This is a genomic window from Enterobacter sp. 22499 (assembly GCF_052044815.1).
Lineage (GTDB): Bacteria > Pseudomonadota > Gammaproteobacteria > Enterobacterales > Enterobacteriaceae > Enterobacter > Enterobacter bugandensis.
Genome location: NZ_JBQENR010000007.1, coordinates 168633 through 189271, shown reverse-complemented (window position 1 = coordinate 189271; position 20639 = coordinate 168633). Strand labels below are relative to the sequence as shown.

Below are 20639 nucleotides of genomic sequence, written 5' to 3'. Positions count from 1 at the left end.
GTGGCGCTGCGCTTACCCGGCCTACTCTTTTCCCCTTCGCGTGAATTGGTCCAACCAATAGCGCAATCAATCCTCCCCCGGTTCACAATTCCATTATTTGCGCTCACAAAACCATTGCCACTCCATAACATCTGGTTAACCATTCATTGTCATTAACCCTACAACACAATATTGGCAGGACCACTTTTACACAGCTTGTGACGCAGAGTTGAGCGGAGACTCACCCGCAGCACAGGCTGTCTGGTCCCCAGGAGACCAGCATGAGCCTCTGGCAACAAAACTACGACCCGGCCGGCAATATCTGGCTGTCGAGCCTGATCGCATCGTTACCGATCCTGTTCTTCTTCTTTGCGCTGATTAAGCTCAAGCTGAAGGGCTACCTCGCCGCGACGTACACCGTTGCCATCGCCCTGCTGGTGGCGCTGTTCTTTTACAAGATGCCGGTCGACCGCGCGCTGGCCTCCGTTGTCTACGGTTTCTTCTACGGCCTGTGGCCGATTGCGTGGATCATCATCGCCGCGGTCTTTGTCTATAAAATCTCGGTAAAGACCGGGCAGTTCGACATCATTCGTTCGTCGATTCTCTCCATCACCCCGGACCAGCGCTTGCAGATGCTGATTGTCGGCTTCTCCTTCGGGGCGTTCCTTGAAGGCGCGGCAGGATTCGGCGCACCGGTGGCGATCACCGCCGCGCTGCTGGTCGGGTTGGGCTTTAACCCGCTGTACGCCGCTGGCCTGTGCCTGATTGTGAACACCGCACCGGTGGCGTTTGGCGCGATGGGGATTCCGATTCTGGTGGCCGGACAGGTGACCGGGCTGGACAGCTTTGAGATCGGCCAGATGGTTGGCCGCCAGCTGCCGTTCCTGACCATTATCGTGCTGTTCTGGATCATGGCGATTATGGACGGCTGGCGCGGCGTGAAGGAGACCTGGCCTGCGGTGATGGTGGCAGGCGGTTCGTTCGCGATTGCCCAGTATCTCAGCTCAAACTTCCTCGGCCCGGAACTGCCGGATATTATCTCTTCCCTGGTGTCGCTGGTCTGTCTGACGCTGTTCCTGAAACGCTGGCAGCCGGTACGTATCTTCCGCTTTGCCGACATGGGTGCGTCGCATGTGGATCAGACCCTAGCCCGCACGGGCTATACCGCAGGACAGATCGTCCGCGCGTGGTCGCCGTTCCTGTTCCTGACCGCTACCGTGACGCTGTGGAGCATACCGCCGTTTAAAGCGCTGTTCGCTCCCGGCGGCGCGCTGTACGACATGGTGATTAACATCTCCGTGCCGTTCCTCGACAAGATGGTTGCCCGTATGCCGCCGGTGGTGCACGACGCCACGCCGTATGCGGCAGTGTTTAAGTTTGACTGGTTCTCCGCCACCGGTACGGCCATCCTGTTTGCGGCACTCCTTTCCGTGGTGTGGCTGCGCATGAAGCCTGCCGCCGCGGTACAGACTTTTGCGGCAACGATTAAAGAGCTGATGCTGCCGATCTACTCCATCGGCATGGTGCTGGCGTTCGCGTTTATCTCGAACTACTCCGGCCTGTCGTCGACGCTGGCGTTAGCGCTGGCCCACACCGGACACGCGTTCACCTTCTTCTCGCCGTTCCTCGGCTGGCTGGGGGTGTTCCTGACGGGTTCAGATACCTCGTCTAACGCCCTGTTTGCCGCCCTGCAGGCGACGGCTGCGCAGCAGATTGGCGTGTCGGACGTGCTGCTGGTCGCCGCGAACACCACCGGCGGCGTGACCGGCAAAATGATCTCCCCGCAGTCCATCGCCATTGCCTGTGCGGCGGTGGGACTGGTGGGCAAAGAGTCGGACCTGTTCCGCTTTACCGTGAAACACAGCCTGATATTCACCTGCATGGTGGGCGTGATCACCACCCTGCAGGCCTATGTCTTAACCTGGATGATCCCATGATAGTGATGCCCAGACGCCTGTCCGACGAGATTGCCTCTCGCGTGCGGGCGCTGATTGAAGAACAACAGCTGGAAGCGGGCATGAAATTGCCCGCCGAGCGCCAGCTTGCCGCCCAGCTTGGCGTATCGCGTAACTCACTTCGCGAGGCGCTGGCGACGCTGGTCAGCGAAGGCGTACTGGTGAGCCGTCGCGGCGGCGGCACCTTTGTGCGCTGGCAGCATGACGACTGGTCCGAGCAAAACATCGTTCAGCCGCTGAAGACGCTGCTGGAAAACGACCCGGACTACAGCTTCGACATTCTTGAAGCGCGTCACGCCATCGAAACCAGTACCGCATGGCACGCAGCGATGCGGGCAACCGAAGCCGACAAAGAGAAGCTCAAAGCCTGCTTCGAAGCCACGCTAAGCAGCGACCCGGACATCGCCTCCCAGGCGGACGTGCGTTTCCATCTGGCAATCGCCGAGGCGTCGCACAACGTGGTGCTGCTCCAGACCATGCGCGGGTTCTTCGACCTGCTGCAATCCTCCGTGAAGCAGAGCCGCCAGCGCATGTATCTGGTCCCGCCGGTCTTTGCCCAACTGACCGAACAGCACGAGGCGGTGCTCAACGCCATTCTGGCTGGCGATGCCGAAGCCGCGCGCAAGGCGATGATGGCGCATCTCGGCTTCGTGCACACCACCATTAAACGATTTGATGAAGACCAGGCCCGACAGGCGCGTATTACCCGTCTGCCTGGCGACAGTGATATTTCCAGGGAGAACAAAGCATGATTATTTCAGCAGCCAGTGACTACCGCGCCGCGGCGCAGCGCATTTTGCCGCCGTTCCTGTTCCACTACATCGACGGTGGGGCGTATGCCGAATACACCCTGCGCCGCAACGTGGAGGATCTGTCAGAAGTGGCCCTGCGCCAGCGCGTGCTGAAGAATATGTCTGACCTGAGCCTTGAGACGAAACTGTTTAACGAAACGCTCTCCATGCCGGTGGCGCTCGCACCTGTCGGCTTATGCGGCATGTACGCCCGTCGCGGTGAAGTGCAGGCCGCCGCCGCGGCAGATGCTAAAGGCATTCCGTTTACCCTCTCTACCGTCTCGGTCTGTCCGATTGAAGAGGTCGCCCCGACCATCAAGCGGCCGATGTGGTTCCAGCTGTACGTCCTGCGCGATCGCGGCTTTATGCGTAACGCGCTGGAGCGCGCTAAAGCGGCGGGCTGCTCCACGCTGGTCTTTACAGTCGATATGCCCACGCCCGGCGCGCGCTACCGTGATGCCCACTCCGGCATGAGCGGCCCGAATGCCGCCCTGCGCCGCTACTGGCAGGCGGTAACGCATCCACAGTGGGCGTGGGATGTGGGTCTGAACGGCCGTCCGCACGATCTGGGGAACATCTCGGCCTACCTTGGCAAACCGACCGGGCTGGAGGATTACATCGGCTGGCTGGCGAACAACTTCGATCCGTCGATCTCGTGGAAAGACCTGGATTGGATCCGCGAGTTCTGGGATGGACCGATGGTGATCAAAGGGATCCTCGATCCGGAAGATGCCCGCGATGCGGTACGCTTTGGTGCAGACGGGATTGTGGTCTCTAACCACGGCGGACGCCAGCTCGACGGCGTGCTCTCTTCCGCCCGCGCCCTGCCGGCCATTGCCGATGCGGTGAAAGGCGATATTGCCATTCTGGCCGACAGCGGCATCCGCAACGGGCTGGACGTGGTGCGCATGATTGCGCTGGGTGCCGAAAGCGTGCTGCTGGGCCGCGCGTACCTGTACGCGCTGGCCACCAGCGGCCAGGCGGGCGTGGCAAATCTGCTGAACCTGATCGAGAAAGAGATGAAGGTGGCGATGACCCTGACCGGCGCGAAGTCGATCAGTGAAATCAGCAAGGATTCGCTGGTGCAGGAGTTGAGCAAACTACCGGCGGCGCTGGCTCCGCTGTCACGTGGCGACGCGGCCTGATCCTCTCCCGTTCCCCCACCTTTCCCATGCGTCCGATTTCCCCCTCGGGCGCTTTTTTTGTCGAAAATAACACCTGCGTAACATTCTGGATAAGAAAATTTGACACATCCCTCCCGTTCGCAATTGTATAGACAAGCAAATACAAGAACACAAAAACAACATCACATCGGAGGGGAGCGTATGACCTATTCAGGTAAGGTGGATATTCAGCAGGTGATCGACGAGAGTCCTTTTTCAGGGTTTCACTGGCTTCTTATCGTGCTGGGCTTTCTGGTTCTGGCGATCGATGGTTTTGATACGGCAGCGATGGGCTACATCGCGCCTACGCTGTCGGCGGAGTGGGGAATACATAAACAGGATTTGGGGCCGGTGCTGAGTGCGGCGCTGCTGGGGCTGTCGCTGGGAGCCCTTATTGCAGGTCCGGTATCGGACCGGATGGGACGCAAACGCGTGCTGGTCTTTTCGTGCCTGTTCTTCGGCCTGGCGAGCCTGGGGACGGCCTGGGCGCAAAGCCTGAATACCCTGACGCTCTGGCGCTTTCTGACGGGTCTCGGGCTCGGCGCCGCCATGCCTAACGCCATCACGCTGATCTCAGAGTTCGCCCCCCAGCGCTGCCGCGCCATGGCGATTAATACCATGTACTGCGGCTTCCCTCTGGGCGCAGCGGGCGGCGGGGCGATCTCTTCCTGGCTAATTCCCCACCACGGCTGGCGAAGCGTGCTGCTGACCGGCGCGATTGCGCCGCTGATTTTAACCGTGCTGCTGGCGCTGCTGCTGCCGGAATCGGTGAAGTTTCTGGTGCAGCGTGGGAAAGACGTCGCGCAGGTTCGCCGCATTGCCAGCCGGTTCAGCCGCAGTACGCTGGAGAGCGTTACGGGCTTTTTCCTGGCGGAAGAGAAAGCCGCGTCTAAAAAAGGGAGCGTGGGGCAGCTGTTTTCCATGCCCTGGCTACCCGGCACCCTGATGCTGTGGGTGACTTATTTTATGGGGCTGGTGATTTACTACGTCCTGCTTAGCTGGATGCCGACGCTGATGCAGGGGATGGGTTATGCCCTGGCGGAATCCGCCTGGCTCACCTCGCTGTTTACCTTTGGCGGCACCGCAGGCATTCTGCTCGCGGGCTGGATGATGGACCGCTGGGAAGCGCACAAGGTGGTCGCAGGTGGTTTTGTGCTGACGATGGGCCTGATTCTTTTGCTTGGCCTTGAGCATAACCATATCGCCCTGTTTGGCGGGCTGATTTTCCTGATGGGGATCGCGATGAACGGCGCGCAGTCGGGCATGCAAACCCTGGCCGCCACCTTTTACCCTACCGAGTGCCGCGCGACGGGTATCGCCTGGATGCAGGGCATCGGCCGCTTTGGCGGCGTGGCGGGCACCATGACCAGCGCCCAGCTTCTTTCCATGCAGTGGCAGGCAGACAGTATTTTAATGATCCTCAGCGTGCCCGCTCTGGTGGCCGCTGCGGCAACCGTCTACAAAATGCTGTACAGCCGCTCGCAGGAACCCGGCGTCGCGTAGTTCCTCTCTTTTCTGCTATTCTGCCCCCGCAATTAAGGGGGCAGCATGCTTAACATCGTTTTATTCGAACCAGAAATTCCGCCGAACACCGGCAATATCATCCGCCTGTGCGCCAACACCGGTTTTCGTCTGCACATCATCGAGCCGATGGGCTTTACGTGGGACGACAAACGCCTGCGCCGCGCGGGGCTGGATTACCATGAATTTACCGCCGTGGTTCGCCATCACGATTACGCCGCGTTTCTGGAAGCAGAGAAGCCGCAGCGCATGTTCGCCCTGACCACCAAAGGCACGCCAGCGCACAGCGCCGTGAGCTATCAGGAGAGTGACTATCTGATGTTTGGCCCGGAAACCCGCGGCCTGCCGGCCACGATCCTCGATGCCCTGCCCGCTGAGCAGAAAATCCGAATTCCGATGATGCCGGACAGCCGCAGCATGAACCTGTCGAACGCGGTGTCGGTGGTGGTGTATGAAGCCTGGCGCCAGCTGGGTTACCCGGGCGCCATTCTCAGAAGTTAAATGCCGTCACCATACTCGAAGGTATGGTGAATGCCGTTGAAGTGCTGATCCATATCCATGGACGGCTTGTCGCTGTCTGGCTTACCAACGATGCGCGCCGGTACGCCAGCGGCGGTGGTGTGCGGTGGCACGGGCTGGAGCACAACCGACCCCGCGCCAATCTTCGCGCCGCGCCCGACTTCGATATTGCCGAGGATTTTGGCGCCTGCGCCAATCATCACCCCTTCACGAATTTTCGGGTGGCGATCGCCGCTGGTTTTCCCGGTACCGCCCAGGGTAACCGACTGCAGGATCGAGACGTCGTCTTCAATCACCGCCGTTTCCCCGACAACGATCCCGGTGGCGTGGTCGAGCATGATCCCGCGGCCAATCTTTGCCGCCGGGTGAATATCAACCTGAAACGTCACGGAAACCTGGTTTTGCAGGAAGATCGCCAGCGCGCGGCGGCCTTCATTCCACAGCCAGTGGCCAATGCGGTACGCCTGCAGCGCGTGGAAGCCTTTCAGGTACAGCAGCGGCGTGGAGTATTTATCGACCGCCGGGTCACGGGTGCGCACGGCCTGAATGTCGCAGGCGGCAGAGGCGATCATTTCCGGGTCGGCGGCGTAGGCCTCTTCCACTACCTCACGAATGGCGATAGCAGGCATGATGGAGGAAGCCAGCTTATTGGCGAGCATATAGCTCAGGGCGCTGCCGAGGTTTTCGTGCTTGAGTAGCGTCGCGTGATAGAAACTGGCCAGCATAGGCTCACAGTCGGCCAAAGCGCGGGCTTCGGCTTTAATATTATTCCAGACGATATCCAGTTCTTCACACGGCATTGCTTGCTCCAGACGATAGTTAATGACCAGCCAGTTCTGCGCTGGCTGGGTCATTCAGGTGACAACGGTTCCGACTAGTTACTGCTGCGCTCGTCCTTGCGCGCACGACCTAATAGGGTCAATGCTGCCTCGCGCGCATTTTTTCCGCAATACAATACCTGATAAATTTCCTCGGTTATTGGCATTTCGACACCGAAACGGTGCGCCAACTCGCGGACTTCTTTGGTATTGCGGTAGCCTTCCACCACCTGTCCAATCTTCTCTTGCGCGCTTTTTACATCGCTGCCCTGTCCGAGCATCATGCCAAAGCGGCGGTTACGAGACTGGTTATCGGTACAGGTCAGCACCAGATCCCCCAGACCCGCCATCCCCATAAAGGTGGCCGGATCGGCACCCAGCGCTTCGCCCAGACGGGACATCTCGGTTAAGCCGCGGGTAATCAACGCCGTACGCGCGTTGGCGCCAAAGCCAATACCGTCAGACATCCCGGCCCCGATGGCAATCACGTTCTTCACCGCGCCACCCAACTGCACGCCGATAAAATCGGGGTTGCTGTAGACGCGGAAGCTCTTGCCGCAGTGCAGCAATTGCTGGAGATCGTCGGAGAAAGCCTGATCGGTGGATGCCAGCGAGATCGCCGTCGGCAGGCCCGCAGCCAGCTCTTTGGCAAAGGTCGGCCCGGAGATGACCGCCAGCGGGATCTCATCCCCCAGCGCTTCGCGGGCAACGTCCTGCAGCAGACGTCCGGTTTCCGCTTCCAGCCCTTTGGTCGCCCAGACGATACGCGCATCCGGGCGCATCAGCGGCTTGATCTGATTCAGCACGTCGCCAAAGACATGGCTTGGTACCACAATCAAAATGTTGCGGCTGGCCGCCAGCGCGGTTGCAAGATCGCTTTCCAGGTGCAGGGTGTCAGGGAACGGAACGTCCGGAAGAAACGCCACATTGCAACGGTCGCGCTGCAGCGTGGCGATATGTTTTGGATCGTGGCCCCACAGGACCACGTCGTGACCATTTCTTGCCAGCGTGATGGCAAGAGCGGTGCCGTATGAGCCGGCACCGATCACAGTCATTGACGCATTAACAGTGCTCATCAGGCATCCTGATGTTGTTCGGCACCTTCGCCAGCCTGCTGCTGCAGATAGTTCATGAACAGCGCATCAAAGTTCACTGGCGCAAGGTTCAGTTGCGGGAATGTACCGCGAGAAACCAAGCTGGTGATGCATTCACGGGCATACGGGAACAGGATGTTCGGGCAGTATGCACCCAGGCAATGCGCCATCTGGTTGCCTTCGATGCCGCCGATGGAGAAGATACCGCCCTGCTGTACTTCGCACAGGAATGCAGTTTCTTCGCCCAGAGAGGCGGTCACGGTCACACGCAGTACGACTTCATACACGTCATCCGCCAGTTGGGTGGATGCGGTATCCAGATCAAGTTTAACCTCTGGCTGCCAGTCTTTCTGGAAAACGTGCGGCGCATTTGGCGCTTCGAAAGAGACATCCTTGGTGTAGATACGCTGGATCTGGAAAGTCATTTCGGTGTTGTTTTGTTCTGACATGGAAATACCCTTTTTAATTGTCCTAAAGTCTCTTAGCTCAGCAGCGGATCGAGTCCACCACGGGCGTCGAGCGCATACAAGTCATCACAGCCGCCAATGTGCTGCGCATCAATAAAAATCTGCGGAACCGTCGTACGACCACTACGTTGGATCATCTCTTCGCGTTTGATCGCGTCACCGTCGATCGGCAGTTCCTGGAACGTGACGCCTTTGCTGCTCAGCAGCGCTTTCGCACGGTGGCAGAACGGGCACGTCGCTTTGGTGTAGATCTCAATATTGGCCATGACTGAACTCCTTATTTACCGCGAACCAAAGGAAGATTTTCCCCGCTCCAGCCGGAAATCCCTTCTTTCAGTACCGTTACGTTTTCGAAGCCCGCTTTGTAAAGCGCGCTGGCAGATTCCTGCGCCTGCATACCGGTCGCATCCACAACGATAATGGGCTGGGCTTTGTGTTTCTCAAGCTCACCAACGTTGTTGGCTTTGATTTCAGCTGGCAACAGGTTGATTGCGCCGGCAATGTGACCTTTACGGAAATCGTCACGCTGACGCAGATCGACAACGACGGCATCTTCTTTGTTAATCAGACGCGTCGCTTCACCACGGGTGATAACCTTAATCTTAGACGTCAGGCTCTTAAATGTGGTGAACAGCACAGCAGCCAGCAGGCCAATCCACGCGATGCTCAGTACCGGATGGCGGCTAACGAATTGCATAATTTCTTGCATGGAGGGTAACTACTCCCGACTAAGTGATAAAAAACCAGGACAGGAGTATACCTGTGCGTTCTGGCAAATACAGCCAGCGACCATAACCTAATCCATTTTCTGCGGCATGCCACCTAAAAAAATGCCTCAAAATGGTCCGGTCAGCATCTTGCCCCCGCGTTTTCTTTGATCTTCTGCGGCTATTTGATCGATTCAGCTGTAGTAAAATTACGCAAATTTTGACTCTTGAGCATGAGGTTGTTGCAATGTCGGTTTCTAAAAAACCTATGGTACTGGTGATTCTGGATGGCTATGGCTACCGTGAAGATAGCCAGGATAACGCTATTTTCAACGCAAAAACCCCGGTCATGGATGCACTGTGGGCAAAACGTCCGCATACCCTGATTGACGCATCCGGTCTGGAAGTGGGCCTGCCGGATCGCCAGATGGGCAACTCCGAAGTTGGCCATGTTAACCTCGGCGCGGGTCGTATCGTGTATCAGGATCTGACCCGTCTGGACGTCGAAATCAAAGAACGCACCTTCTTCGCTAACCCGGTTCTCTGCGGTGCGGTAGATAAAGCCGTTGCGGCAGGTAAAGCGGTGCACATCATGGGTCTGCTCTCCGCAGGCGGCGTGCACAGCCACGAAGATCACATCATGGCGATGGTTGAACTGGCCGCTGAACGCGGTGCGGAAAAAATCTACCTGCACGCCTTCCTGGACGGTCGCGATACGCCACCGCGCAGCGCAGAAGGGTCCCTGAAAGCCTTCGAAGACAAATTCGCTGCGCTGGGCAAAGGCCGCGTGGCCTCCATCATTGGCCGTTACTACGCTATGGACCGCGACAACCGCTGGGATCGCGTTGAACAGGCCTATGACCTGATGACTCTGGCAAAAGGGGAATTCCAGTTCCCGACTGCGGTTGAAGCACTTGAAGCCGCTTACGCGCGTGATGAAAACGACGAATTCGTGAAAGCGAGCGTGATCCGCGCTGAAGGCCAGGCCGATGCCGCAATGGAAGATGGCGACGCGCTGATCTTTATGAACTTCCGCGCTGACCGCGCGCGCGAAATCACCCGTGCGTTCGTCAACAGCGACTTCGACGGTTTTGCCCGTAAGAAAGTGGTTAACATCGACTTCATCCAGCTGACCGAATACGCGGCAGATATCAACGCCCCTTGCGCTTACCCACCAGCCTCGCTGGCTAACACCTTCGGTGAGTGGATGGCGAAGAACGACAAAACGCAGCTGCGTATTTCCGAAACGGAAAAATACGCGCACGTGACCTTCTTCTTTAACGGCGGCGTTGAAGAGCCGTTCAAAGGCGAAGAGCGCATTCTGATCAACTCGCCGAAAGTCGCGACTTACGATCTGCAGCCAGAGATGAGCTCTGCGGAATTGACTGAAAAACTGGTCGCGGCCATCGAAAGCGGCAAGTACGACACCATCATCTGTAACTACCCGAACGGCGACATGGTCGGCCATACCGGCGTAATGGAAGCGGCAGTGAAGGCGGTTGAAGCGCTGGACCACTGCGTTGAGCAGGTTGCGAAAGCGGTTGAGTCCGTTGGCGGCCAGCTGCTGATCACCGCTGACCACGGTAACGCCGAGCAGATGCGTGACCCGGCAACCGGTCAGGCGCACACCGCCCATACCAACCTGCCTGTTCCGCTGATTTATGTGGGTGATAAATCAGTGAAAGCAGTAGAAGGCGGTAAGCTTTCCGACATCGCGCCAACCATGTTGTCGCTGATGGGTATGCCGATCCCTGAAGAGATGACTGGTAAGCCGCTGTTCATCGTGGAATAATCGCTCCCCATGAGGGGAAAGGCGATTTTTTCAATCACATGGGTCGTGAAGCCGCTTAGGCTATCAGTCAGACCTCTGCTTTGCGCCAGCGCACTCAGCGCTGGCGTATTGCTGTGCGCCGCATCCGCCCACGCGGATGACCGCGACCAGTTGAAATCCATTCAGGCCGATATCGCCACCAAAGAGCGTGCGGTACGCCAGCAGCAACAGCAGCGCGCCACCCTGCTCGCCCAGCTTAAGCAGCAGGAAGAGGCCATCTCCGCTGCCGCACGTAAACTCCGTGAAACGCAAAACACCCTCACCCAGTTGAATAAACAGATCGACGAGATGAATGCGTCGATTGCCAAACTGGAGCGCCAGCGTGATGCGCAGGAGCGCAACCTCGCAGCACAGCTGGATGCCGCATTCCGCCAGGGTGAACATACCGGACTCCAGCTGATCCTCAGCGGTGAAGAGAGCCAGCGCGGCCAGCGTCTGCAGGCCTATTTCGGCTATCTGAACCAGGCGCGTCAGGAGACCATTGCACAGCTGAAGCAGACGCGTGAAGAGGTTTCCACCCAAAAAGCGGAGCTGGAAGAGAAGCAGAGCCAGCAGCAGACGTTGCTCTACGAACAAAAAGCGCAGCAGGCGAAACTTGAGCAGGCCCGTAACGAACGCAAGAAAACGCTGTCGGGTCTTGAGTCCTCCATTCAGGCAGGACAGAGCCAGCTGAGCGAAATGCGCGCCAACGAATCAAAACTGCGTAACAGCATTGCCCGTGCGGAAGCCGCAGCGAAGGCGCGCGCCGAAAAAGAGGCCCGCGAGGCGCAGGCGGTTCGCGACAAGCAGCAGGAAGCCTCCCGCAAAGGGACCACCTACAAGCCAAGCGAAAGCGAACGCTCCCTGATGTCGCGTACCGGCGGTCTGGGTTCCCCGCGCGGTCAGGCCTACTGGCCCGTTCGCGGCACTATTCTGCATCGCTATGGCGAACAGCTGCAGGGTGAGCTACGTTGGAAAGGGATCGTTATCGGTGCGTCTGAAGGTAGCGAAGTGAAAGCCATCGCCGATGGCCGCGTGATTCTGGCCGACTGGCTGCAGGGTTACGGGCTGGTGGTGGTGGTCGAGCATGGTAAAGGCGACATGAGTCTTTACGGCTACAACCAGAGCGCGCTGGTCAGCGTCGGCACCCAGGTGCGCGCCGGCCAACCCATCGCCCTTGTGGGCAGCAGTGGCGGTCAGGGCCGCCCGTCACTCTATTTCGAAATTCGTCGTCAGGGTCAGGCGGTCAATCCACAGCCGTGGTTGGGAAGATAAGTTTTGCTTCAATTTCGTCGAATGGTTCTCTCCGTCGTCAGCGCACTGGCGCTGGCTGCACCGGTATATGCAGGTAAACTCGCCATCGTGATTGATGACTTCGGTTATCGACCACACTATGAAAATCAGGTGCTGGCGATGCCATCAGCCATCTCCGTCGCCGTCCTGCCGAATGCGCCTCACGCGCATGAAATGGCGACCAAAGCGCACAATAGCGGCCACCAGGTCCTCATCCATCTTCCGATGGCACCGCTCAGCAAGCAGCCGCTGGAAAAAGACACCCTGCGCCCGGATATGAGCAGCGATGAGATCGAACGCATCATCCGCGACGCCTACAACAAGGTGCCGTATGCCGTGGGTCTGAACAACCATATGGGTAGCGCGATGACCTCCAGCCTGTACGGTATGCTGAAGGTGATGCAGGCGCTGGAGCGTTACAATCTCTATTTCCTCGACAGCATGACCATTGGCAACAGCCAGGCGATGCGTGCCGCTCAGGGTACGGGGGTGAAGGTCATCAAGCGCAAAGTCTTCCTGGACGACTCCCAGAACGAAGCGGATATCCGCGTGCAGTTCAACCGCGCGGTACAGCTGGCGCGCCGTAACGGTTCGGCGATTGCCATCGGGCACCCGCATCCGTCTACCGTTCGCGTTTTGCAGCAAATGCTGCCGACCTTACCCGCCGATATCACGCTGGTACGCCCGAGCGATCTGCTGAACGAGCCGCAGGTGGATACCTCTACGCCGAATTCTGCGCAGCCCGTCCCGACGGCACCGCGTAACCCGTTCCGCGGCGTGAAGCGCTGTGTACCGAAGCAGCCGCTAGAACCGGTCTACGCGACCCGCGTCTTCTCTGTCATCGGAGACAGCATCAGTAACAGTACGCTGGTGAAATACGTCCAGCAGCAGTGGCAGGGATGGGGCAAGAAAGCCTGACGCTTATTTCGCAATCTGAGAGCCCGTCTGCTCATTCGCAACGGGCTTTTTTTTCTCCTGATGCAAATACCAGGATTTGAAATACTTCAAAAAGCTGTAGGCTGTGGCATACAGTCCTGTCGCCACTCCCACTTTACCCTGACGCCAGGCGCCGCTAAACAAATACCATTTAAAAAAAGCCCCGATGGCACTGATGATGCCGCGCCCGATAGAGGGGCGTATTTTATGATATTGTACCAGACGGGTTGTATAACAATTTAATTTGTTAAAAAGCTCATGCAGAGTGGGAAACGTATCATGTTTTACATAGCCCGGAATACATTCACAACGGAGAAAACCTTCCACCTGATCGTCTACCGGTCTGTTATTAAATCGGGACTGTTTCCGGTTAAAAAGACGTACAGGGTAATCAGGGGATGAAACAGGATAGATCGTCCGGACTTCTTTACCCAGAACAAACCAGTGGCGGCATATTCGCCATGCCGTTCCGGGGTCAGGCTCATCACCTGCTTTTAACGCTGAAATAGCATCAACTGTTTCCTGGTCAAGAATTTCATCACAGTCGATGCACAGGACCCAGTCATTGCTGGCTAAGGATATGGCATGATTCATCTGCTCGCCATGCCAGCCAAATTTTTTATAGACAGGGAGCAGTCCATAGCTCTCACAAATAAAACGTGTTTTGTCCGTACTGCCTGAATCTACAACGACGATCTCATCCGCTATTTTTAAAAGAGGCGGAATAACATCGTGCAATAATCTTTCAGAATTAAACGTTAATAAGCAGATCGTTATTTTAAACATGTTTCCACTCTCAACAGCAGCATAAATGAATATGATTAATACTATATAAATGAGTAGAGATGATTAAAGTCCTGAATCACACTTTTCAAATAAGCACGTATGACGTTTTGTCTAATTCTGAAGCGCAATAAAATAGAAAAATCTATTTTATTTCAACAAATTCTTTATAATGCAGTCAGATGAAGGGTAGCACACGGATTCAGACATGCCGCACAAAAGTAAAATTCTCCTCCTGGATACGGGTAAAGAATGGGGGGGAGGCACCAACAGTATGCTTGAGCTCCTGAAGCGGATCAATCGCGATAAATTCGATATTACGTGTTGTTTTTACAGTGATTATAGCCGCGCTGAAGGTGAGGCGATTGGTCAGGTGCTCAACAGCATCGGGATCCCGCTCATCGTGATCCCTCAGCGTCAGCAGCCGCTCTGGGCCAAATTACTGAAGGAAGCGGGACGTAGCCTGCTATTTTTCTCACGCAGCGCCCGTAAGGCATTGACTCGTTACGTGGATATCCTGTGGCGAATCAGGCCTAACGTCAGCAAAATCGAGACGCTTTTCATGGAGGGCGGTTTCGATACGCTCTATATGAATAACCAACCCGGCTCAAATGAGGAAGGCTATCTCGCGGCAGCGAAACTGCAGGCGCGGTTGATTCAGCACTGTCGCATTGAACCTGTATTGACCCCACCGCTGGTGAAGCTGGTCAACGCACATGCCACAAAAATCATCGCGGTTTCGCACGGCGTTGAACGCGTGTTGCTTCAGCATGGCGTCCGGCCCGAACTGTGTACGACAGTCAATAATGCCATCGACATCCACCAGCCTTTACCTGACCGACGCGCGATGCGCCAGCGTCTGAACATTGATGATGAGACGTTTGTGTTCGGCAGCATTGGGTCGCTTATCCCTCGCAAGTCCAATCACCACACGCTGGAGGCGCTGGCCCAGTTCAACCAGAAGCACCCGCAAGCAAAATGGAAGATGGTGCTGGTCGGTGAAGGGGCTGAACGCGGCGCGCTGACGGCGCAGGCTGACGCGCTGGGGATTGCTGAGCACATCATTTTTACCGGTTTCCAGAATACGCCTTTTGACTATCTCGCCACCTTTGACGCGTTTATTCTGGCTTCGAAGAGCGAAGGTTTGCCCCGAGTCGTGCTGGAGGCAATGCTGCTGAATATTCCGGTGATTGGCTCCAAGGTAACCGGCACGGCAGAATTGATCGACCATGAGTCGACCGGGCTGCTGTTCCCGTGGAGCGATGTGTCGCAACTTGCTCAACATCTGGATAATATCTGGCAGGATCCTGCTCTGCGCGCCCGGCTCGCCGCAGCCGCGCACCAGAATGTCTGCAACGTGTATGCCATTGAAAGCTATGTTAACGGTGTCGAGGCCGTTCTTGGCGCGCAATAACCAAACGAGAAGAACATGTTTAAATTCCTGAATGCTCGCTACCGCCACATTACCGGGCGTCATAACATTCCTTACGCTTCCCTTCCGGTCACGCGCGATCTCGTTGCGGTTGATTCCATCGTGATCCCTTGTACGGGCGCGGATTTCGTCGAAGAGGCGTTATTATCAGCGACCTTTGCAGAGCGTTACGCCACCGACGTCAGCGAGATTGTTATCGTCAGCGATCAGCCTGAATCCGCTTTCGGCGAGCTGCCGCCAAAAACCCGCGTTGTGACCCTCACGCTGCCAAAACGTGAAGAGGGGTACCGCTACAAGCAAATCTACCTCAGCCGTCTGGTGAAGCTTAACGCTCCGCTTCAGGCGCGCGGAGAAGGCGTATTGATGATCGACTCCGATCTCAACCTGCTGAAGATGCCCCAGATCAACATGGCCGATATGCACATCTACTCCAGCTTCCGTCAGGGCAAAATGATCGCCAAGCTGGACGGCGCCCCCGCAGAAAAAGTGCCGGCATATTACAAAGAAACGGTGCGCCCGTATCTGGTCGATCACGTTAACGGCGCGTTTCTTGCCGCAACCAAAAAGACCTGGCGTCGCATTTGCCCGCTGTGGCTGACGCTGTTCCAGGATACCTGGGAGCTGATGGACGACACGCAGCCGCCGACCGATCAGCTGCCGCTCGCCGCGCTGCTGGACATGCTGGATGTTAAAACGGTTAACCTGGGCGACTGGATGAACTGGCCGGTCTCCAAGAAGATCGGCGGTCAGGAAGCCGTTGTGCCGAAAGAGGTGATTGGCGCGCACGGGGGTTTCCCGCTTTCCGAATGGCAGAAGTATCTGGAATCGCCGGATAACAAATTGCTGTTCAAAGGGCAGGACTATACCCGCAAGGTGCGCTACCTGACGGATGAAGAGAAAAAGAATCAGTAAAAAAGGGGCCTGAGGCCCCTTTTTGTTTACTTATCCCAGCTCAGGATCACTTTCCCTGACTGGCCGGAACGCATCGCGTCGAAGCCCTGCTGGAACTCATCGATGGAGAAACGGTGAGTGATAATCGGGGACAGATCCAGGCCGGACTGGATCAGCGCAGCCATCTTGTACCAGGTTTCGAACATCTCGCGGCCATAGATGCCTTTGATGAACAGCCCTTTGAAGATGACTTTGTTCCAGTCGATGGACATTTCTGACGGCGGAATGCCCAGCATCGCGATACGGCCACCGTGGTTCATGGTGTCCAGCATGGTGCGGAACGCCGGTGGCGCGCCGGACATCTCCAGACCCACGTCAAAGCCTTCGGTCATGCCCAACTCTTCCATCACGTCGGTCAGGCTCTCTTTCGAGACATCCACCGCGCGGGTGACGCCCATTTTGCGCGCCAGCGACAGGCGGTATTCATTCACGTCGGTGATCACCACGTTGCGCGCGCCCACGTGCTTCGCCACGGCTGCCGCCATAATGCCGATTGGGCCGGCGCCGGAAACCAGCACGTCTTCACCGACCAGGTCGAAGGAGAGCGCGGTGTGTACCGCATTGCCGAACGGGTCGAAGATGGAGGCCAAATCGTCAGAGATATTGTCCGGGATTTTGAAGGCGTTAAACGCCGGGATCACCAGGTATTCCGCGAAGCAGCCCGGACGGTTTACGCCCACGCCGACGGTGTTGCGGCACAGGTGGGTGCGACCGCCACGGCAGTTGCGGCAGTGACCGCAGGTAATATGGCCTTCACCAGAGACGCGATCGCCAATGCTAAAGCCTTTGACTTCCTGGCCGATGCCGACCACTTCACCAACATATTCGTGACCGACAACCATTGGGACAGGAATGGTTTTTTGCGACCACTGATCCCAGTTGTAGATGTGAACGTCAGTACCGCAGATGGCGGTTTTACGAATTTTGATCAGCAGATCGTTATGACCGACTTCCGGCTCCGGCACGTCGGTCATCCAAATCCCTTCTTCCGCTTTCAGTTTGGATAACGCTTTCATCACACGTCCTCAGGCAATTACGCCCAGCTGTTTGCCGATGCGGGTAAAGGCTTCCACCGCACGCTCAATTTGTTCAGGCGAATGCGCCGCAGACATCTGGGTGCGGATACGCGCCTGACCTTTTGGTACCACCGGGAAGAAGAACCCGGTGACGTAAATCCCTTCTTTCTGCAGCTCGCGGGCAAACTGCTGCGCCACAACTGCGTCGCCCAGCATCACCGGAATGATCGCGTGGTCAGCGCCGGCCAGGGTGAACCCTGCGGCGCTCATTTTTTCGCGGAACAGACGGGCGTTTGCCCACAGGCGGTCGCGCAGCTCGGCGCCGGACTCAACCATCTCCAGCACTTTGATGGAGGCGGCCACAATGGCTGGCGCCAGGGAGTTGGAGAACAGGTACGGACGGGAGCGCTGACGCAGCCACTCAACCACCTCTTTACGCGCAGCGGTATAACCGCCGGACGCGCCGCCGAGCGCTTTGCCCAGCGTACCGGTGATGATGTCCACCCGGCCCATCACGTCACAGTATTCATGGGAGCCGCGGCCGTTTTCACCGACAAAACCGACCGCGTGGGAGTCATCGACCATCACCAGCGCGTCGTATTTATCCGCCAGGTCGCACACGCCCTTCAGGTTGGCGATCACGCCGTCCATGGAGAACACGCCGTCGGTCGCGATCAGTACGTGGCGGGCACCCGCTTCGCGTGCCTCTTTGAGCCGCGCTTCCAGCTCAACCATGTCGTTGTTGGCGTAGCGGAAACGCTTCGCTTTACACAGGCGGACACCGTCGATGATGGAGGCGTGGTTCAGGGCGTCGGAGATAATCGCATCTTCTGCGCCGAGCAGGGTTTCAAACAGACCGCCGTTGGCGTCGAAGCAGGAGGAGTACAGAATCGCGTCTTCCATTCCGAGGAAGTTTGCCAGCTTTTGCTCAAGCTGCTTGTGGCTATCCTGGGTGCCGCAGATGAAGCGCACGGAGGCCATGCCAAAGCCGTGGGTGTCCATGCCGTTTTTCGCGGCGGCAATCAGCTCAGGGTGATTCGCAAGACCTAAGTAGTTGTTCGCGCAAAAGTTGATCACATGGCTGCCGTCGGCAACGGTGATATCCGCCTGCTGGGCAGACGTGATAATACGCTCTTCTTTGAACAACCCTTCCGCACGTGCGGTGTCGAGGTCGCTGTTTAACTGTTTGTAAAAATCACCACGCATTGCAATTCTCCAGACTCGGCAAATTTTGGCACATATTACCCAAACCTATAGTTCATGACGAGATGACACCGTATCTCTTCTCGTTTTTGCAGCATAAATCACGTGTACCCCTGCTGCATATCGGTGAATGGCTGAAGACCGGGCATTGTGATGATATGATATGAATATTAGCGTCCGGGATTGTCCCCGGGCTCAACACTTCAAAGGTTACAGTTATGATCATCGTTACCGGCGGCGCGGGCTTTATCGGCAGCAACATTATTAAGGCCCTCAATGATAAGGGCATCACCGACATTCTGGTGGTGGACAACCTGAAAGACGGCACCAAGTTCGTTAACCTGGTGGATCTGAACATCGCTGACTACATGGATAAAGAAGACTTCCTTATCCAGATTATGGCGGGTGAAGAGTTCGGCGAGATCGAAGCCATCTTCCACGAAGGTGCGTGCTCTTCCACCACCGAGTGGGACGGCAAGTACATGATGGATAACAACTATCAGTACTCTAAAGAGATCCTGCACTACTGCCTGGAGCGTGAAATTCCGTTCCTGTACGCCTCTTCCGCGGCAACCTACGGCGGGCGCACCTCGGACTTTATCGAATCCCGCGAATACGAGCAGCCGCTGAACGTCTACGGCTACTCCAAGTTCCTGTTTGACGAGTACGTGCGTCAGATCCTGCCGGAAGCGAACTCGCAGATTGTCGGCTTCCGCTACTTCAACGTTTACGGGCCGCGCGAAGGGCACAAGGGCAGCATGGCGAGCGTGGCGTTCCACCTGAACACCCAGTTGAATAACGGTGAAAGCCCGAAACTGTTCGAAGGCAGCGACGGCTTCAAGCGTGACTTCGTCTACGTAGGCGACGTTGCAGCCGTAAACCTGTGGTTCCTGGAAAACGGCGTCTCCGGCATTTTCAACCTGGGCACGGGCCGCGCGGAATCCTTCCAGGCGGTGGCAGACGCAACGCTGGCATACCATAAGAAAGGCAGCATCGAGTACATTCCGTTCCCGGACAAGCTGAAGGGCCGTTACCAGGCGTTCACGCAGGCCGACCTGACCAACCTGCGCGCAGCAGGTTATGACAAGCCGTTCAAGACCGTTGCCGAAGGCGTAACGGAATATATGGCCTGGCTGAACCGCGACGCGTAAGTATGAAGATTCTGGTGATCGGCCCGTCATGGGTGGGCGACATGATGATGTCGCAAAGTCTCTATCGCACGCTCAAGGCGCGTTATCCCCAGGCGATAATCGACGTGATGGCACCCGCATGGTGCCGTCCGCTGTTATCGCGTATGACGGAAGTAAACGAGGCGATCCCGATGCCGCTCGGCCACGGGGCGCTGGAAATCGGTGAACGCCGCAAACTCGGTCATAGCCTGCGCGAGAAGCGCTATGACCGTGCGTACGTGCTGCCTAACTCCTTCAAATCCGCCCTTGTGCCCTTCTTTGCAGGCATCCCGCACCGTACCGGCTGGCGCGGCGAAATGCGCTACGGCCTGCTGAACGATGCCAGGGTGCTGGATAAAGAAGCCTGGCCGCTGATGGTGGAGCGCTACGTGGCGCTGGCCTACGACAAAGGCGTCATGCGCAGCGCGAAAGATCTGCCGCAGCCGCTACTGTGGCCGCAGCTTCAGGTGAACGAAGGGGAGAAATCCCACACCTGCAACGCGTTTGGCCTTTCGTCCGAACGCCCAATGATTGGCTTCTGCCCCGGCGCAGAATTTGGCCCGGCAAAACGCTGGCCGCACTACCACTATGCAGAGCTGGCGAAACAGCTGATCGACGAAGGCTACCAGATTGTGCTGTTTGGCTCGGCGAAGGATCACGAGGCGGGCAACGAAATTCTCGCCACGCTGAGCACCGAGCAACAGGCCTGGTGCCGCAACCTGGCTGGAGAAACGCAGCTTGAGCAGGCCGTTATCCTGATTGCCGCCTGTAAGGCCGTGGTCAGCAATGACTCTGGCCTGATGCACGTCGCCGCCGCGCTGGATCGTCCGCTGGTTGCGCTGTATGGCCCAAGCAGCCCGGACTTCACGCCGCCGCTGTCGCACAAAGCGCGCGTAATCCGTTTGATCACCGGCTACCACAAGGTACGCAAAGGCGATGCCGCTGAAGGTTACCATCAGAGCCTGATCGACATTACCCCAGAGCGCGTTCTCGAAGAGCTCAACGAACTGCTGTTGAGCGAAGAAGGATAAC

The 20639-nt window shown here is 57.2% G+C and carries 20 protein-coding genes; 12 read left to right on the top strand and 8 right to left on the bottom strand.

The annotated features are described in order from the left end of the window. Positions 1-260 precede the first annotated feature (260 nt). The 5 genes from lldP (at position 261) to trmL (ending at position 5910) form a co-directional block, all read left to right on the top strand. Positions 261-1916: an L-lactate permease gene (gene lldP / locus ACTJI7_RS18915; protein WP_045630254.1), complete on the top strand. Its 1656-nt coding sequence runs from the start codon at positions 261-263 to the stop codon at positions 1914-1916. Beyond that, a complete protein-coding gene (gene lldR / locus ACTJI7_RS18910; protein ID WP_028015042.1) occupies positions 1913-2686 on the top strand; it encodes a transcriptional regulator LldR in 774 nt (257 codons plus the stop codon). Before lldP ends, lldR begins: the two co-directional genes overlap by 4 nt. Next, positions 2683-3870: an FMN-dependent L-lactate dehydrogenase LldD gene (gene lldD / locus ACTJI7_RS18905; RefSeq protein ID WP_063155194.1), complete on the top strand. Its 1188-nt coding sequence runs from the start codon at positions 2683-2685 to the stop codon at positions 3868-3870. The genes lldR and lldD overlap by 4 nt, the downstream gene beginning before the upstream one ends. A 180-nt stretch (positions 3871-4050) precedes the next feature. After that, on the top strand, positions 4051-5391 hold the full coding sequence (locus tag ACTJI7_RS18900; RefSeq protein ID WP_028015040.1) for an MFS transporter: 1341 nt from the start codon (positions 4051-4053) through the stop codon (positions 5389-5391). Between the two features lie 45 nt (positions 5392-5436). Further along, positions 5437-5910, top strand: a complete 474-nt coding sequence (trmL, locus tag ACTJI7_RS18895; RefSeq protein ID WP_063155195.1) for a tRNA (uridine(34)/cytosine(34)/5-carboxymethylaminomethyluridine(34)-2'-O)-methyltransferase TrmL — start codon at positions 5437-5439, stop codon at positions 5908-5910. On the opposite strand, the gene cysE is transcribed toward trmL, so the two are convergent. From cysE to ACTJI7_RS18870, 5 genes are all read right to left on the bottom strand, one after another. After that, the gene (gene cysE, locus ACTJI7_RS18890; RefSeq protein WP_008502718.1) at positions 5907-6728 is read right to left on the bottom strand and encodes a serine O-acetyltransferase; all 822 of its coding nucleotides are present in this window, start codon (positions 6726-6728) and stop codon (positions 5907-5909) included. The genes trmL and cysE overlap by 4 nt on opposite strands. Before the next feature lie 74 nt (positions 6729-6802). Beyond that, complete coding sequence (gene gpsA, locus ACTJI7_RS18885) at positions 6803-7822, bottom strand: NAD(P)H-dependent glycerol-3-phosphate dehydrogenase (RefSeq protein ID WP_045630251.1); 1020 nt, start codon at positions 7820-7822, stop codon at positions 6803-6805. Beyond that, the gene (gene secB, locus ACTJI7_RS18880; protein ID WP_003860835.1) at positions 7822-8289 is read right to left on the bottom strand and encodes a protein-export chaperone SecB; all 468 of its coding nucleotides are present in this window, start codon (positions 8287-8289) and stop codon (positions 7822-7824) included. The genes gpsA and secB overlap by 1 nt, the downstream gene beginning before the upstream one ends. Before the next feature lie 32 nt (positions 8290-8321). Further along, positions 8322-8573 (bottom strand): glutaredoxin 3, encoded by a 252-nt coding sequence (gene grxC, locus ACTJI7_RS18875; RefSeq protein ID WP_028015037.1) that lies wholly within the window; start codon positions 8571-8573, stop codon positions 8322-8324. An 11-nt stretch (positions 8574-8584) separates the two neighbouring features. Continuing rightward, on the bottom strand, positions 8585-9016 hold the full coding sequence (locus tag ACTJI7_RS18870) for a rhodanese-like domain-containing protein (protein ID WP_014882007.1): 432 nt from the start codon (positions 9014-9016) through the stop codon (positions 8585-8587). Positions 9017-9261: 245 nt separating this feature from the next. On the opposite strand from ACTJI7_RS18870, the gene gpmM reads away from it, so the two are divergent. From gpmM to ACTJI7_RS18855, 3 genes are read left to right on the top strand one after another with little or no spacing between them, the layout of a single operon-like run. Next, positions 9262-10806, top strand: a complete 1545-nt coding sequence (gene gpmM / locus ACTJI7_RS18865) for a 2,3-bisphosphoglycerate-independent phosphoglycerate mutase (protein ID WP_063155196.1) — start codon at positions 9262-9264, stop codon at positions 10804-10806. A gap of 33 nt (positions 10807-10839) precedes the next feature. Further along, on the top strand, positions 10840-12099 hold the full coding sequence (gene envC, locus ACTJI7_RS18860; protein ID WP_234105947.1) for a murein hydrolase activator EnvC: 1260 nt from the start codon (positions 10840-10842) through the stop codon (positions 12097-12099). A gap of 3 nt (positions 12100-12102) precedes the next feature. After that, entirely contained in the window at positions 12103-13035 is a 933-nt protein-coding gene (locus ACTJI7_RS18855) for a divergent polysaccharide deacetylase family protein (protein ID WP_074147980.1), read from the top strand. A 3-nt stretch (positions 13036-13038) separates the two neighbouring features. Here the strand turns inward: ACTJI7_RS18855 and ACTJI7_RS18850 are convergent, their stop codons facing one another. Continuing rightward, on the bottom strand, positions 13039-13839 hold the full coding sequence (locus ACTJI7_RS18850; RefSeq protein WP_063155199.1) for a glycosyltransferase family 2 protein: 801 nt from the start codon (positions 13837-13839) through the stop codon (positions 13039-13041). A 205-nt stretch (positions 13840-14044) separates the two neighbouring features. On the opposite strand from ACTJI7_RS18850, the gene ACTJI7_RS18845 reads away from it, so the two are divergent. Continuing rightward, positions 14045-15250 carry a glycosyltransferase gene (locus ACTJI7_RS18845; RefSeq protein ID WP_440670572.1) on the top strand — a complete coding sequence of 402 codons (1206 nt, stop codon included), beginning with the start codon at positions 14045-14047 and terminating at the stop codon, positions 15248-15250. Between the two features lie 15 nt (positions 15251-15265). Beyond that, positions 15266-16180, top strand: coding sequence for a hypothetical protein (locus tag ACTJI7_RS18840; RefSeq protein WP_045260055.1), 915 nt, complete (start codon positions 15266-15268; stop codon positions 16178-16180). Between the two features lie 26 nt (positions 16181-16206). Here ACTJI7_RS18840 and tdh read toward each other — a convergent pair whose 3' ends face one another. Both tdh and kbl read right to left on the bottom strand, forming a co-directional pair. Further along, entirely contained in the window at positions 16207-17235 is a 1029-nt protein-coding gene (gene tdh, locus ACTJI7_RS18835; RefSeq protein ID WP_063155201.1) for an L-threonine 3-dehydrogenase, read from the bottom strand. Between the two features lie 9 nt (positions 17236-17244). After that, positions 17245-18441 carry a glycine C-acetyltransferase gene (gene kbl, locus ACTJI7_RS18830; RefSeq protein ID WP_045260056.1) on the bottom strand — a complete coding sequence of 399 codons (1197 nt, stop codon included), beginning with the start codon at positions 18439-18441 and terminating at the stop codon, positions 17245-17247. 215 nt (positions 18442-18656) lie between these two features. Here kbl and rfaD point away from each other — a divergent pair, with 215 nt between their 5' ends. Together rfaD and rfaF are read left to right on the top strand one after the other, a co-directional pair. Further along, positions 18657-19589 carry an ADP-glyceromanno-heptose 6-epimerase gene (gene rfaD / locus ACTJI7_RS18825; RefSeq protein WP_041911658.1) on the top strand — a complete coding sequence of 311 codons (933 nt, stop codon included), beginning with the start codon at positions 18657-18659 and terminating at the stop codon, positions 19587-19589. Positions 19590-19591: 2 nt separating this feature from the next. After that, positions 19592-20638, top strand: a complete 1047-nt coding sequence (gene rfaF, locus ACTJI7_RS18820) for an ADP-heptose--LPS heptosyltransferase RfaF (protein ID WP_063155202.1) — start codon at positions 19592-19594, stop codon at positions 20636-20638. Position 20639: the final 1 nt, after the last annotated feature.

What these genes read in the sequence shown, in the direction of transcription:
- lldP (WP_045630254.1), top strand. Translation starts at nt 261, where the DNA reads ATGAGCCTCTGGCAACAAAACTACGACCCGGCCGGCAATATCTGGCTG.
- lldR (WP_028015042.1), top strand. Translation starts at nt 1,913, where the DNA reads ATGATAGTGATGCCCAGACGCCTGTCCGACGAGATTGCCTCTCGCGTG.
- lldD (WP_063155194.1), top strand. Translation starts at nt 2,683, where the DNA reads ATGATTATTTCAGCAGCCAGTGACTACCGCGCCGCGGCGCAGCGCATT.
- ACTJI7_RS18900 (WP_028015040.1), top strand. Translation starts at nt 4,051, where the DNA reads ATGACCTATTCAGGTAAGGTGGATATTCAGCAGGTGATCGACGAGAGT.
- trmL (WP_063155195.1), top strand. Translation starts at nt 5,437, where the DNA reads ATGCTTAACATCGTTTTATTCGAACCAGAAATTCCGCCGAACACCGGC.
- cysE (WP_008502718.1), bottom strand. Translation starts at nt 6,728, where the DNA reads ATGCCGTGTGAAGAACTGGATATCGTCTGGAATAATATTAAAGCCGAA.
- gpsA (WP_045630251.1), bottom strand. Translation starts at nt 7,822, where the DNA reads ATGAGCACTGTTAATGCGTCAATGACTGTGATCGGTGCCGGCTCATAC.
- secB (WP_003860835.1), bottom strand. Translation starts at nt 8,289, where the DNA reads ATGTCAGAACAAAACAACACCGAAATGACTTTCCAGATCCAGCGTATC.
- grxC (WP_028015037.1), bottom strand. Translation starts at nt 8,573, where the DNA reads ATGGCCAATATTGAGATCTACACCAAAGCGACGTGCCCGTTCTGCCAC.
- ACTJI7_RS18870 (WP_014882007.1), bottom strand. Translation starts at nt 9,016, where the DNA reads ATGCAAGAAATTATGCAATTCGTTAGCCGCCATCCGGTACTGAGCATC.
- gpmM (WP_063155196.1), top strand. Translation starts at nt 9,262, where the DNA reads ATGTCGGTTTCTAAAAAACCTATGGTACTGGTGATTCTGGATGGCTAT.
- ACTJI7_RS18850 (WP_063155199.1), bottom strand. Translation starts at nt 13,839, where the DNA reads ATGTTTAAAATAACGATCTGCTTATTAACGTTTAATTCTGAAAGATTA.
- ACTJI7_RS18845 (WP_440670572.1), top strand. Translation starts at nt 14,045, where the DNA reads ATGCCGCACAAAAGTAAAATTCTCCTCCTGGATACGGGTAAAGAATGG.
- ACTJI7_RS18840 (WP_045260055.1), top strand. Translation starts at nt 15,266, where the DNA reads ATGTTTAAATTCCTGAATGCTCGCTACCGCCACATTACCGGGCGTCAT.
- tdh (WP_063155201.1), bottom strand. Translation starts at nt 17,235, where the DNA reads ATGAAAGCGTTATCCAAACTGAAAGCGGAAGAAGGGATTTGGATGACC.
- kbl (WP_045260056.1), bottom strand. Translation starts at nt 18,441, where the DNA reads ATGCGTGGTGATTTTTACAAACAGTTAAACAGCGACCTCGACACCGCA.
- rfaD (WP_041911658.1), top strand. Translation starts at nt 18,657, where the DNA reads ATGATCATCGTTACCGGCGGCGCGGGCTTTATCGGCAGCAACATTATT.
- rfaF (WP_063155202.1), top strand. Translation starts at nt 19,592, where the DNA reads ATGAAGATTCTGGTGATCGGCCCGTCATGGGTGGGCGACATGATGATG.